General features: G+C 37.8%; 11 protein-coding genes. All 11 read right to left on the bottom strand.

Annotation, left to right across the window (positions count from 1 at the left end):
• Window positions 1-7: 7 nt before the first annotated feature.
• The 11 genes from KO513_RS16850 to KO513_RS16800 all read right to left on the bottom strand — a co-directional run bounded on the left by KO513_RS16850 (window position 8) and on the right by KO513_RS16800 (window position 14,390).
• Complete coding sequence (locus KO513_RS16850) at window positions 8-1,495, bottom strand: hypothetical protein (RefSeq protein WP_215914430.1); 1,488 nt, start codon at window positions 1,493-1,495, stop codon at window positions 8-10.
• Window positions 1,492-2,181, bottom strand: a complete 690-nt coding sequence (locus KO513_RS16845) for a PAAR-like protein (RefSeq protein ID WP_215914429.1) — start codon at window positions 2,179-2,181, stop codon at window positions 1,492-1,494. The genes KO513_RS16850 and KO513_RS16845 overlap by 4 nt, the downstream gene beginning before the upstream one ends.
• Entirely contained in the window at window positions 2,174-3,061 is an 888-nt protein-coding gene (locus tag KO513_RS16840) for a hypothetical protein (protein WP_215914428.1), read from the bottom strand. The genes KO513_RS16845 and KO513_RS16840 overlap by 8 nt, the downstream gene beginning before the upstream one ends.
• 27 nt (window positions 3,062-3,088) lie before the next feature.
• Complete coding sequence (locus KO513_RS16835; RefSeq protein WP_215914427.1) at window positions 3,089-4,159, bottom strand: DUF2931 family protein; 1,071 nt, start codon at window positions 4,157-4,159, stop codon at window positions 3,089-3,091.
• On the bottom strand, window positions 4,159-5,709 hold the full coding sequence (locus tag KO513_RS16830) for a phospholipase effector Tle1 domain-containing protein (protein ID WP_215914426.1): 1,551 nt from the start codon (window positions 5,707-5,709) through the stop codon (window positions 4,159-4,161). The genes KO513_RS16835 and KO513_RS16830 overlap by 1 nt, the downstream gene beginning before the upstream one ends.
• Before the next feature lie 20 nt (window positions 5,710-5,729).
• Entirely contained in the window at window positions 5,730-7,541 is a 1,812-nt protein-coding gene (locus KO513_RS16825; protein WP_215914425.1) for a type VI secretion system Vgr family protein, read from the bottom strand.
• 303 nt (window positions 7,542-7,844) lie between these two features.
• The gene (locus KO513_RS16820; RefSeq protein WP_215914424.1) at window positions 7,845-9,704 is read right to left on the bottom strand and encodes a type VI secretion system baseplate subunit TssF; all 1,860 of its coding nucleotides are present in this window, start codon (window positions 9,702-9,704) and stop codon (window positions 7,845-7,847) included.
• 62 nt (window positions 9,705-9,766) lie between these two features.
• Window positions 9,767-10,198 (bottom strand): GPW/gp25 family protein, encoded by a 432-nt coding sequence (locus KO513_RS16815; protein WP_215914423.1) that lies wholly within the window; start codon window positions 10,196-10,198, stop codon window positions 9,767-9,769.
• A gap of 58 nt (window positions 10,199-10,256) precedes the next feature.
• A complete protein-coding gene (locus KO513_RS16810; RefSeq protein ID WP_215914422.1) occupies window positions 10,257-12,722 on the bottom strand; it encodes an AAA family ATPase in 2,466 nt (821 codons plus the stop codon).
• A gap of 7 nt (window positions 12,723-12,729) precedes the next feature.
• Window positions 12,730-13,239, bottom strand: a complete 510-nt coding sequence (tssO, locus tag KO513_RS16805) for a type VI secretion system TssO (RefSeq protein ID WP_215439428.1) — start codon at window positions 13,237-13,239, stop codon at window positions 12,730-12,732.
• A gap of 8 nt (window positions 13,240-13,247) precedes the next feature.
• Window positions 13,248-14,390 carry a hypothetical protein gene (locus tag KO513_RS16800; RefSeq protein WP_215914421.1) on the bottom strand — a complete coding sequence of 381 codons (1,143 nt, stop codon included), beginning with the start codon at window positions 14,388-14,390 and terminating at the stop codon, window positions 13,248-13,250.

Below are 14,390 nucleotides of genomic sequence, written 5' to 3'. Positions count from 1 at the left end.
TTATAAATTAGATATCAAAAAATATAGTTTCAATTATATCAATTTCATAGCCTTTATTTTTATTATGTACGGATCGGTAAAGTAAGGTTACATCCTTATTTTCATCATATAATTCGTAATCAAATTCCAATAATTCGTCATCAAATTCTAATAATTCGTCCATTTTCCGAAACTTTCCTTCTAAAAGTAAATTGGCAGACTTTTTCGTAATTGATTTGAATTTCCATTTGTTAAGTCTGTGGAACCAACTGCCTACCTCTGCCATAGCGGCATCTAAACCTTGAAACTTCGCTTTATTAATTTGCCTTTGGATATCTGCAGTTAAGGTAGCATCATCTTCATCTTTTAATTGTTTGATCATTAAACCGGCAACGCCATTTAATAAAGAGAAAGCTGCACCAATAGGTCCTAGTCCTCCTACACCGGGAAAGGATAATGGGTTCTCAAAATCCAACCCATCGCTAACACCAAATTTAAATAAATCAAATAAATCAATTGCAGTTCCAGTATTAGCACCTGTTTTTTTCATAAAACCTACTACTTTCATTTTTGCTCCGGTTTTCCCATAAAACTGTAAAGTTCTTACGCCATTGTTCTTAATTAATTTTTTAAAATCATGATGTTTTAATTCCTCAATTATTTTTGGGTCTTGTGTATAAATGTCGTTAAAAATATTTGGGGAATACGGAGTGTTTTGTGCGGCAAATGTTGCTTTGTCAAATCTAGCCAATGCCACAGAACTGATTTTTTTTTCTAAAAACTCTGTAGTACTTCCAATTGCTTGGTCTTTAATGATTCCCCCCATGTGTTCTAAAACTTCTTTTTGATTTTGAGTTTCATCTTCAAATTGTGGGTCTATACTCTTGTTCTTATCTAGTTGAAAATGCGCCAAAGGATTTCCGTCATAATCAAAAAACTCAGGCATATGATACCCGTCTTTAAAGGGTTTAATATAGAGGCTCCTATCATTTTGTTCAACTAGTAGATAATGTTCTTTCTTATGAGGAAGTTCTGTTTTATATTTATTTTCATAAGTAACTTCCCAATATAGTTCTATTTGCTCATTAGAGAATCCCAAAAAGTTCTTATCGTCAGCAATTAATCCTTCCCAGCCCTCATCTAAGTAAAGTTCAACAAAACCTCTGTTATTTTTTATTCTAGCAGTCTTTATTATTTCTCTTACAGGAAATTTTTTGTCATCTGGATCTAACCAATCCAATCCCAAATAAAAATCACGGTCATAAAGCTTTAAACTAACCACTTTACCTTCTAACCCTTTAGTCGTAAAATGAAAGTATACCGTATCGCCCAGAACCGCTTTTTTTATAAATTCATTTCCTGCTTTATCTTTTTTCCAATAGCCTTTTATAATTTCGGGATTTTCTTTTGGAGACATTTGCAATTTTTGGTTGCTAAAATCGAAAGTTCTACCGCCAGCTTCTACCTCTAAGGTAAGTATCCTGTCCCTACTTTCTTGGTTTGTTATAGTGCTCATACATTGTCGGTTTTTTCATCGTTCCAATCTTCAGCGGTTTCAAAAGGTTTTAGATCGGCCGTACCATCGGCTTTGACCGTACCGGAGAACACGATGGTATCTCGGTCACCATCAATTGTTTGCCCTTCTTTTTCTTTTACGGAAATCTTGATATTTTCCCCGGGATCCATATTTTCGGTCTGTACAAAAATAGAAGCTTTTTCTCCATAGGCTAAACTGTCTATTTTTTCTTTTCCGCTTTCGTTCATCCAATGGCTTTTTAAAACCTTTGGAGATTTATCGTTACCCAACATAGCTCCTGGTATAGTCATGGCTATATTCTTGAATTCTTCCATGACACTACCGGCCGTATTGATTTGCATGGGTTGTAATATGGTGACCATACCCCCCGTGGCGCACATACACTCCGAATCTTCGAACAAGAATTTTTTGGTCTTGCCCAATGTGGCTTTTTCCGTGGTTTTCGTCCATTTCTGTAGAGCGGGAACGCAAGGTAAATAACTACTACCAGAAGGTTTTAGTTTGCACTGGCCAAAGGTCTGTGGAATCTGAATATCCATATCCGTAGCCTTGAACTGACCCTGAATCTTTACTTTTTTATTTTCGGTAACCCTAAGCTTGGCAGGGGTAAAGCCTTGGTCGCATTCTAATAGTGCACCATCTAATACATATATTTTACTACTCATCTTTCTCTAGATTAAAGTTAATGGTGGTTGATTTTGTATAGATATCCTTAATGCTGAAAGAATATGTTAAATGTCCCTCCGTTATCAGACCTATTCTGGGTTTGACCTTGTAGAAGCCATCGTAGTTGAAATTCAAAGAATGCTTACTGCCTTTAGTCACCAGCAGGTCCCCGAGAAACACGTTCATTTTCTCTAATGGAAATAATTTGTCTATGGTGTCCAGTTCTGCCGAGGTTGAAATAGTTATGTTCTGGAACAGCAAATCTTGTTGGGTAATCGTTTTTTGCTCCAGTATTGGAACATCAAGATTATGAATACCGTTACTAAGTATCTTTTTATGTTCCAGAGATTTTTCTGTATTGAACTCCTGATAGAAAAAATTGGAAAAAAAGAAGTTATAGAAGTTATCGTTTCTATATATTTTTTGAATGTTCTCGGTTTTCATTTGCCAATCAAAATCACCGATTATGGTTTGTAGATTGGTAAAGGATTCCTGTAATACGCCCTTAAGCTTACGCCATTTTTTTTGGACTTCCTCTACATTGATGATACCGATTAACTTATAGTTTTTACTGATTTCAAGAATCAGTTCATCATTTAATTTAGCAACGTTTAGTGCTAATTTTTGGGCCTTGGAAGGTTTAAATATCGCCCTGTTTTTATCATCTAAAAAAAATCTGCGTTGGATACTGCTTTTATATCTTAAATTACCTTCTTCCGTAGTTCCCAAGAATTGGAGTGTAAAAAACATTACCACGGTAGAATGTTCCACTTTCTTGCCCTTGACCACCACATTCTTGATCTCTGCCGTGTACGTCCGAATAACGGGCTCTCCGTTAAGCTCTAATAAAGATGCGTAAGATGTTTGGGTTTTTAGCATTAAATGGTATTATATATGCTGTTATACTTAATTGGATATAAACATTTTAATGACTGCCTTTTCTATTAAAATGGTATCATAGGTACTCTCTAGGCTGATTTTTAAACTACTATTGTATTTATCGATTTCCAAAACTAATTCTGCCTGTGTTGTTTCAGGATTATCGTATACCGTTTTAAAGGCATTCCAGATTTCTTTTTCCTCAAATTTTATTTTAGCACCGTAGCCATTATTGTTTTTATCCTTCCAATGAAACCAAAAACTTTTAGAAGGGGGGTAATGCTTAAATTCTTTTAGAATGGGGTTGTCCACACGTACCAGATAAGTTTCGCCGTTGTAAAATTCACTAGAAAAATCTACAAGAACTCCGTCATCCTTGTGCTTAAAAGTAGGTTTCCAAAGAAAGGATTGCCTGTAATCCGTCCATTTACCTATGGGAATCCCTTCCTGGGCTATGACTTTTTTGGTTTCATCTGAAAAATAATTTTTTACATCTTGTACATATTCGTCACGGCTCATAGAGGAATGAGGTGAAAAATCTCCCATGGCCACTTCTGTTTTTATCGCTTGGTAATGCCCAATTTCTACACTGGCTCCCGCACCCATAATCCAAACGGATACAGCACCTCCCGGGGCCAAACCAACCGTTAAGTTATCATAAGTTTGTGGTTTTCCTTGTTCGTCTATATATCCTTGTTCAAATAATTCTGTTATTTTGTCTTTGGGTAAATTAAAATCTCCAAAATAGAATTGATTTTCGGTATACGAGATCCAAATAATTTTCAACTTGTTAGGAACGGGCTTAAAATCCGGTCCGGTGACCCAGGTAGAGCCAAAATTACCCCATCCGTTGGAAACCACACCACCACTGGGAATCATAATATAGTCATCGTTCTCGGCTATAAAACTACCTTGATAAATTCCTATAGGGTAATGCTTAGGGGCAGATTCCGTGGGTAGCCATTCAAATGTTTTCATAGTGGAACTAGTGGTTTGTATGTTGTCCTTTTTATTCGGTTTACAGCAGAAGGCAATAAAAACAAGACCAATTAGACTTATTCTTTTAAATGTTGTAAGCTTGTTTCTATCTAAATTCATTATCCGTCATTTTCTTCACGTTCTCTGGTCAAATAACTGTCTCTTGGTTTGTGCGGAGGGTACCAAACTCCTAAAATTTTAATTTCATCACTATAATGTGCCGAGGTATGTATATAGTTTGCCCGGATGGCCCTAAGCATTTTTTCATCTTTGGGATTATCAAAACGCATAGGCGCAACATTTTCATTAACATGTTCATCTAAACGAGCTTTAATAGCTTTTAAATTGACGGTATAGGTGGTATTATCAGGTAATTTAATACTGGTTTCCTCGTTTAGAGAATAATCTCTTTTTATGACAGCATCATCAAAACATTGATGTTTTTTCTTTGCATATTCTACCATAATATGTAAGGATACAAAACTGTAGCTTTGAGAGTGTACGGTTCTCTTAACAACTAGTGAATGGTTGTGACCTCCGGGTCTATTCTTACCAACAGTGAGTTTACCCTTATTAATGTAGATTTCATCTGAAGTATACCAGCTATCTCTAATTAGCAGGTCTCGCATAGTTTTAGCAGCTTTATATACCCACTGTGAACGTTTGTCATCCATTGAAGTAGTTCCTTTTCGAATCACCAAATGATTTTCGTCGGCAGCATTAGTATAGCCTCCTCCAATATCTGAATGTACTCCTGGAATATATTTTTCTACACCTTTAGACCCTGTACTTTTAATATTGGTAATTACAAAATTTTCTCGATGTTCATCTTGCGCTACTAAATGAAATGTATGTTTTGCTTTACTGACAGCGTCTAAACCTAATTGAGAGGTATCCCAGACATGTTCTTTACCATATGAGGCAACGGTCTCATAAAGCCCGGCAAAACGAACTTCTAATAAGAGTGGTTGTTCAATGCCATTTACTTTTAATTCTTCTCCTAATTTGCCGTAGGCGGTAATTATTTTTCGTGAACGTCCACCTTGGTATATTTTTTTAGTAATCACATGTATAAAATGCCGCGCTGCTGCTGCACCTCTACTGAAACCGAAAACATCGACACGAAGTATTTTTATTTTTTTAGCCTTGCTTTTTTTTAAAAGTTTCTGTATTTCTTGTGCCGCCATTTCGCAAGCTTTTTCTACTTTACCTGGTATACCGTTAGGGCCTTCCCCCAAACCTTTACCATCTTCATCATCCGCACCATAATTGATAGTACCAATGCCCTCAATATAGATACTTGTTTGTAACTCTTTTTCAGATTTTATTTCTAAATAAGCAGGTTGCATGCGGGCAACATTAGAGAGGTCATTGTCATAACTGCCCGTATCATCTACCTTGTTATTACTTTTTGCTTCCTTATATTTTTTGCCTTCCCATGTAGTATTACCTGCTTTTTCAAACGCTAATCTAGCTTTGGTATTTTTGGCATTATTTAAAGTACCATCTATAAACACTCCTAGTGTAATATTTACACTCTCTTCGGGTATTAATTCTTCATATGTAGAATCCCCAACATGCACAGGTGCTGTTGTTACTTTTAGACCACTTAAAGCCTTTTTTGCACCTTCGGCACCCGCATTTGTAGCTGTTAATCCTACTTCTGACATTTAGATTTGAATTTTAAAAATTACTCCCCATATTCAATACTATCACCACTTGCAATGGTAATCTTACCACCGGCATTGGTTGTTATCCCGCCGCTGGCGTCCGTAGTAATTTCTTGGGCCTCTTGTTTGTAGGTGCTGCTGATGACTTTAATGTCTTCGCCAATTTGGTGTTCTTCGGTATTGGCCATTAAGGTGTAGCCTTCGTTAATGCTTTCGGTCTTGTTGGCCCCTACGCTAATGTCTAGGTTTTCCTCAACGTTTATTTGCATGTTCTTGCTGTTCAGGGCCAAGTTTTCCGCAGCGGTAATGGTAATGTCATTATGGGCCGATATCGTAATATCGTTACTCGCTGTATTGATATTAATGATATTCTCATTCTTATCCTTGATCGTAATACTCTCCCCGCCATCGGTATCGTTCAATTCTATGATATGCCCACTTCTTGTTTTGATGGCCTTGATGTTGTTATCGGCGTTTGCAAAACCGCTATTGGCACTACTGTTAAAGCCGGCGCTGAGTACAAAGGGTTTTTCAGGATTATCGGCCTCGAAACCTACCAAGACCTCTTCCCCCTTTTCGGGGATGAAGTAAAAGCCTTTATCACTACCGGAGTAGGGAGTGACCATCTTGATCCAAGGGGTACTGGTACCCATGGGTTTTTGCCAAGGAAACTGTACCTTGATACGGCCCAGTCCTTCCGGGTCTGCATTGTCCAATACCCAACCTCTTTGTGCGCCCGATCGGGGTGTGGCAAAACTGTTGGAGTAGGGTAGGTGTTCCGTACCTTCTGGTACGCCCTCAAAAGAATTGCTGTAATGTCCGCTATGGTCAAAACGGTGCACCACTTTTATAATATCGTAAGATCCGTAAGGATCCTGTGTTTTGGGGTCCGAGAAATTAAGGCCTTTCAATGAAAGCGTATCACCTACGCGCAATGCTACAAGTTCGGAGGTACCGGAAGCCGTAACCATGCCCGATGCCCGCCCTAAGGTGTTTACTCTGGCAGCGGTATCCAGGCCGCCCTGAGCACTATACTCATGTTGGCCTATGGTGTAGTCGTAACTACTTTTTTTATTGAACAAAGTATCGGATTCACCTTTTACGGATGCAAGATAAGGGTGGGACGAACTGGCCGCGTGGGAAGTTGAACTAGCCTCCAAAAAGGTGTCGTTTACCCAATCGTGCCCCTTAATATCAAAAATTTGTTCTTTAAGCGAGGTGGATAAATTGAAAGAGAGTACATCTATTCCGTAAACACCGTTAAGTGTGGTATTATCGGCTTTTCCAACACAAAAATTCCTACCGTTGTGGTAGAGCCAAACCCCGTAACGGCTACAGAGCCTTTGTAAGAAAGAGAGATCGCTCTCGTTATATTGAACGGTATAGGGGAGCGAAACATCCGTTCCCGTTCCCATGCTTTTTTTAAGAATATCGGTGGAATGTCCTTTTAGGGTGTCTTCTACCACTTGAGATAACGATGTGCCCTCTTCGTAGCTTAAGCATTGCGCCGAATTAGCTAGTAGAACTGATGGTCCATGCCCTGAAATTACTAGGGTACCCGCTGCACCGTTTCCTTTTTGGAGGTCTACGTTGGTGACAATACCCGTAAACTCCATTTGGCCCGCATTTAGGCCAATAGACATTTTCTTGCCGATATAGCCCAAGGCATTTTTCATAAGGGGGCCTGCATAGGTCTCCGTGGCATGGGCAGGAAAAGCGATACGAAAAGTACTATGGCCGCCAATGGCTTGTTCTACGGAAACGGAATAGCCCGAATTTGGAAGAAAAGCGTTACCGTTTAAAATAAGCTTGATATCAACAATTTTAGACATGCGGAGGTTTTTAAGCTGATTAAGATATTTAGAATTGTACGGGCTACCAAAAAATTAGAATTGAATTCGATGAACGGTATTTCGTACAAGTTTTATTGTATATGTTGATTTTTGAGATAAGAAATCCCATTATTTTTTGAACCGAAAATGCTGTTGAATATGCAACTGATTTTCAAGTCATTTTTTACAGGCTTGCCCATTTTGGCCAAACACCAATTAGTAACATATTAAACAGAAAAGAACAATAAATTTATCTTACTAACCAATATTCAACGTAAACGGAGATTGGCTTATTGTATATTTCTAGGTATAGAAAACCCGAAAAGGCAAGACATTGGCCGATCTGGTCTTTATTCCTATAAGTAACTCCTTTTTCAAGTGCTCCCAATCTGTTTCGCTATAATCCGCATCTGGACTCCGGGTTATATGAATATCGGTGGTGGGGGTATAGCCAACGCTGTTGCTCTGTGAAACCATAACTCCTTTTTCTACGGTTACCTTTTTAATGGCGTCCTTAAAGACGGCATAGCAATGGTGTATAATATCCTGCCGCGTTATAATACGTCCTCTTGATAAAATCTGTTCCCTATAGGCATAAATCTTCTCGCTAGGGTTGGGTTCGTCATGACCGCCCAAGCTACCGGTTATAAACACTAATGTATCCGGTTTAAAAGCGGTTCCCGAGTACTGAAACAATTTACTGTAAGGGTTTATTTTGTTCGCTTTTTCCCCTGTAGTCGTCCAATAATCGGTAAAGATAATTTTGTCCCTATTCTTCTCTACACTATTTCGGTTTACTATTAAATAAGGAATTTTGTGTTTTCTGAAATTGCGCAGTTCTATCTGTTGCTCAATCCGTGAAACAATCTGTTTAAGGTCTTTTAAGTTTGAATTGATAAAATCATCGCCCATGGCCGAAAAAGCTACGCTGTCTTCTTTAAGTAGGTCTAGCGTGTAATTTAACAGTTCCGAAGCATCGCGTTCGTCAAATCTGCTCACACCACCATAACGCAAATAGGCTTGAGGTCTTGCATCATCCTTTTTGTTCCTATCTCGAACATAATATTCGTTTCCGCTATCACCCAGTACGTTTTGGACATCTAAAAAGAAATCGTCTCCAGATTCCAATGGAATGATATTAAAGTTGGGCTGTAATCTTTTATTAACATTGTGTAATTTCTTATTCAACGCAGGAAAACAATTCACGTGAAAATGTAGATTGTCCAGCATTTCGGCAGAAACCACTGTAGAAAATTCTATTTTAACCCATAACAGCGGAGTAGTAAGGGCATCAAGATCTTTTTGCTTCATGAAGGCCTTGAAAGCTTCAGGGTATTTTTTTAGCTTTCCTTTTATGTCAATACTTCCTTCTACAGTGTAAAAATGATTTCTATAGAATTCTCTTACGTATTCCTCGTAAAATTGAATCTTACTTTGAATGCTTTCGTTAATGTAGGCGCTATAATCGTCTTTAACGATTTCTCGCTGGGCATATCCCTTGGATACATTTAATGATTCCCCGTTTATAGACCAGTCTGCAATACCTAGGTGGTGTACCAAAAGCTCTTTATTTGCAAAATTTAGAAGGTCAAAATAACACAGTAAATCATCAAGAGTTTTTACACCAGGGGCGGGCTTTATACCAATATAAATACTCGAGTTTTCTGTGCTACCTTCAAAATCGGAACTTTTAAGCCAAGGTGTGGTCCGGTGATTTTGGTGCGAGACCACTTTATTGGGATAAGCAATATAATTTAGTACGCAGTTGTTTACGGTGAATTCACCCGATGGGCAAAAGAAAAAATCCTTAAAATCTTCCTTTCCGCTATCTCTGAACAAGGGCATTCTTTTTCGGTGAAAGAACTGGCTTCGTTCATTGATTACCATCTTATCATCAATAGGCAAGGCATGCATAATGGCATGCGCTGGCTTAGCGGTTACTGATATTTCTGGGGTAAGGAGGTCTACCAAACGTTCCGTGACTTTGGTACGGCTCGTTTTTATGGTATCTGAAATACGTTCAAACTCATGTGCACAGGCATCAAAAAGAATACCGACAATAGGATCAAAGGAGTATTCTATTTCCATATCGTCCACACCCCAATGATCTGCGGCCCTGCGAATAAGCCTATCTTTTATTTCTTCTTTTGTAAGGCTTTTCATTTAATTATGTTTTTGGCTGATAATTGAATTTGGATTTTTCGCTATCATCTACTGCGTGGTATCTATTTATAGGATAAAGGAGCTAAATAATAATCTCCGTTGAACGAAAAAGGTTCATCTGTTTTTACAATGGTTCCCTTAATAGTTATATAGAGGTATTTTTTTAAACGTACCTTATTGGTCTTTGATGATAGGCTTTCCATCAATTCAATATTCAAGTCTACGTTAGACAAACGTTTTTCGTAGGTTTTGATTTGTTTGGTCAATGACTTTTTGATTCTTTCTTTTAGAACGTTGGTATTGACCAAAAGATCAAAATCTGTTTCCCATATTTCACTGCCAAACTGCTCATCAAAAGTATATTCTTCAAAATAGGTGGTTATAATAACACTTATGAACTGAGAAATAGAATCTTGGAGCGATAGTTTTTTAAGCTCTTTTTTCTCAAAAAAACGCTTAAAATCAAATGGTGCTTGGTAATACGGTTTCGCCATTGTTTTAAAATCAAATACGATTAGTACTGCTTGCTAAACTACATAGAACGGTATCTATCTACTTTTTTACTACTTTAAAGTCAAGTTCACCTTTCTTTAACGTAATTTTTACCGTTTGTGGTGCCTTTATCTCTCCGGAGATAATCATTTTGGACAACGGCCTTTTTAGTTTATTTCGAATAACGGCCTTTAACGGTCGTACCCCATAAGTAGGGGAGAACCCATCCAAAGACAAATGGTCTTTGGTTTTTTTGTCTATTTCCAAGGTGATTCCCAATCTTTCTGTGAGCACCAATAATTCCTTTTTCAAATGGAGGTCAAAAATGAAAGGGGCATTTTTTTCGGAAATTGGAGCAAAAGGCACAATTTCAGTGATACGGCCTAAAAATTCCGGTCTAAAATAATTGGACATAATCTCCAATAATTCATTGGATTTAGGGATTTTGCCTCCTTCAATAGACTTACTGATAAAATCGGATCCAATGTTGGAGGTAAATAGGATAACGGCATTTGAAAAGTCTCCTACCTTTCCTAAACGATCGTTTAATTTTCCTTCATCAAGAATTTGTAAGAACACGTCAAAAACGGATTGATGGGCTTTTTCAATTTCGTCAAAGAGGACTATTGAATACGGTTTTTGGCGAATTTTGTTCACTAAAACTCCTCCTTCTTCATAACCGACATATCCTGGAGGCGCTCCATATAATAATGCTGCAGAATGCTCTTCTTTAAATTCCGACATGTCAAAACGAATAATGGCGGTCTCATCGTTAAACAGAAATTCTGCCAACGATTTTGCCAATTCCGTTTTTCCTGTTCCGGTAGGCCCTGAAAAGAAAAATGAGCCAATGGGCTGCCCACCTTTTGAAAGTCCGGATCTAGATTCTATAATTGCTTCCGAAACCGTTTGTATGGCGTTATCTTGACCAATAACCCGTTTCTTTAACGTGTCTTCCATTTCTAACAAACGCTCTCTTTCCTGGCTCTGTACTTTACCGGCCGGAATACCCGTAATACCAGCAACCATGGCTGCTAGGTCTTCTTCGTTTACTGCTGTTCGTTTTTCTTTTGAATGGTCTGTTATACCTGAAAGTATTTTTTTTATGTAAGCCGATTTCTTTTCATAGGTAGGTAAACGTAGGCTATCTTCCGTATCAAATTTGCCCGTTACAATTGGGCTTAATCTGTTTTTTAATTCAATATAGACCCAATCTATAGCTTGGATTTTGTCCGATTCCTGTTGTTTTTCAGTTTCTGACTCTATTTCAACAAGTTTGGTGTTCAAATCTTCCAAATCGGTCGGTAAAGATTGCGTAGAAACATTTGCTGCGGCCATAGTTCTATCAACCAGGTCCAAGGCAGAATCTGGTAGGCTTTTTTCCTTTAAATACCGTTTTGATAAACGAATGGATTCCTTTAAGGCCTCATCATTAATATCAAGCGCATGATGCTCTGTATAGGTTTGCCCCACACTTTTTAGTATGCGAAAAGCCATTTCGGAATTGGGCTCTTCCACTGTAACAGATTCAAACCTTCTGTTGAGTCCATCATCATTTGCAATGTGTTTCCTGTAATTATCCGCAGTAGTTGCACCTATCAAAATGACTTCCCCTTTGTTCAATTCCGATTTTATGACGTTTAAAATGCCTTGGCTGGCACTTGCATCTTGTAGCAACACATGAAAATCATCAATGAACAAAATAGGTTTTACCAAATTTTTAGCTTCGTTAAAGATGCTTTGCAAGCGATCTTCTACCTCGCCTTTATAGGATGCACCCGAAAGTAATACGGCAGTGTCTATTTCTAGTAAACTGGCTTCTTGTAAGGTGCCTACAATTTTTCTGGAATAAATTTCTTGGGCCAGATTGTTGATTAAAACGGTTTTGCCCACGCCGGACTCTCCTTGGACCATAACATTAGGTTTGGATTTTCGGCTTAAAATCTCGGCAATTTGCTTTAACTCACGATCACGATTAATGATATGATTATAATCACCGTTGGAAGCTTCAACAAGTAGATCGTTGGTGTATTTTTTTAGGATATCCGTATCCGGAGTAAAGTCACTAGTACTGTTGACGGCTTTTTTGTTTGAGCCTCCGGAGGTGTTGATTCCCGCCGAAAAACTATCGAACAGTTCCGAACTACTTACAGGCAGTGATTTTACTTGGTCAAAACTGAAGCCTACTCCAGGTGTAATTGCGGATATGAACAAACAAACAAGATCAACATCAGATCTGTTCAATTTGGTTTGTACTTCTTCCGCTTCAACAAAAACCATCTTGGCCTCTGAACTAGCCTTTACCGATAAGGTACGACTAGTGCGTTTGGGATGGGATTCCATATTAACATCGGCCCATTCTTCAATAAAATATACATCTACTCCTTTTTCATGTAATATACGGAGTAAAGAAAGGTCTCTGTTTAATGAGGCCTTTATTAAATGAGCGGGACCAAAACTTTCATGTTGATGCTCTTCTGCAAGTTGCGTGGCAATGTGTATAGCTTTCTCTAGTTCGGTATTCATGCAATGGTTAGTTTCGGTTCATACGTTTAGCAAGATCTAATGCGGTATTGAGTCTGCTGATTTCTTTTTCATAATCTGCGACTTGTTCCTCAAGCTCATTTATTTCATGTCTTGCACTTTCTACCTGTTTTAAATCTCTCTTGGCATCTACAAGTTTATTATAGGTCAACACCAAATTCTCGTACATACTGCGATCGTCCAAGGAATCTTTTGGAATATCACTTCTAAGGTCTATTAAATTCTTGATGATAGATTGTTCTACAAAGAACCAGCCTTCTTTTACCGTGTCTAGAGAGTCTATTTGTTTGTCTACGCCCTCTAAGGCTTTTATGAATTTCTTTTGGTAAAGAAATTCATATTGCATTTTTTTATTGTCCTCACGTAATACGGCATTTTCTTTCCACGGCAGTTTATAACTGTAGAAAAATGCGGTAAACAGAATACCGACCGTTATGGCGAACATTAATAAAAATAGTAGAAAAGAAGAGGTTCTTTCCTTTTTGTTAAGTATTTCCATAGCATGTTTTATTCAGATAAAAACGAAGGCTTGTTTGATTTATCTTGTTTGTTCTGTACTATATTTTCATTTACGAAAATTCCCATATCCCTTCGTTTTCCAATATAATCTACTTGTGTTAGTACAGTAAGTAAACGATCAATAACGTTCATAAAACCAGTAGCTAAAAGTACATTTTGGTTTACATCGTTATGATTGTATTGCATATTGATCACATCTGTAAATATCTTTTCATAATCACCTCCTTTTAGATCGGTCCATTCTCCAAAATAATTAAAAAGTTCTTCTTTGTTTTGTGGAGAGGAGACATCTACGGCTCCTTTAAAGACTCTTGCAAAACTTACTATGATCTGTAAAAGTTCTTTAGGGTGCATGTCATATTCTTCCCATTTTATCTTGGTAATCTGTTGTGCGAGATAGCCATAGGCTTTATCAACGGCCAAGTGCATGGCATCTGCAATAGGATTGTCGGTCTGTTTGGCCATTATCTTTTGAACGATCAAGATTGCATTTCGCTCCGTCATCTTCACAAAGTTCTCGGCGTCATTATAAAAGTCTACTAAACTTTCATGAGCACCTAGAGTTAAACTGGGAGGAATATAGTCTGTTGCAATGGATAGGCTTTTACCTTCTTTATGAATTTTGGCGATCGGTAACTGGTTGCCGGATAATCCTGATTTTGCCAAATCATCACTTGTAATAAAAGTGAAAAATTGACCATTGGTCAAAAATGGGTGCCTTGGAGGCATTTCTTTAGGGTCTTGCTCTCCAAAAGGTATGGTTTTCTCCGTATCTAAGTTTATAAGTAAAAAACCTTCATCCAACTTATTGTCGGCCAATTCATCAACAACAATTTCTTCTTTTACGGATGGTGTATTTTCCGTAATTTCTATTCGGTTACCGTTTGGGGTAATTGCCCGTAATTTTTTGATGCTTACTTTTAGGCTTTTGTGAATATCTAGATTAATAGCATATTCATTGTTGCCATTAAGATAGGAAGCCAAGAACCCATGACCGTATCTGCCTTTACGAACCACATACGCATCCTTTATGCTGTTTTCGGCAAAATTTTGAAGGCTTTCAAAATGCTCCTTGGAGATTTTCATGCCATCTACCCAATTGATTTTAAAATTTTTGATATCCTCTATCAT

Source organism: Zobellia sp. B3R18 (assembly GCF_018860715.1).
Taxonomy (GTDB): domain Bacteria; phylum Bacteroidota; class Bacteroidia; order Flavobacteriales; family Flavobacteriaceae; genus Zobellia; species Zobellia russellii.
This window is presented reverse-complemented; position numbering and strand designations above follow the sequence as displayed.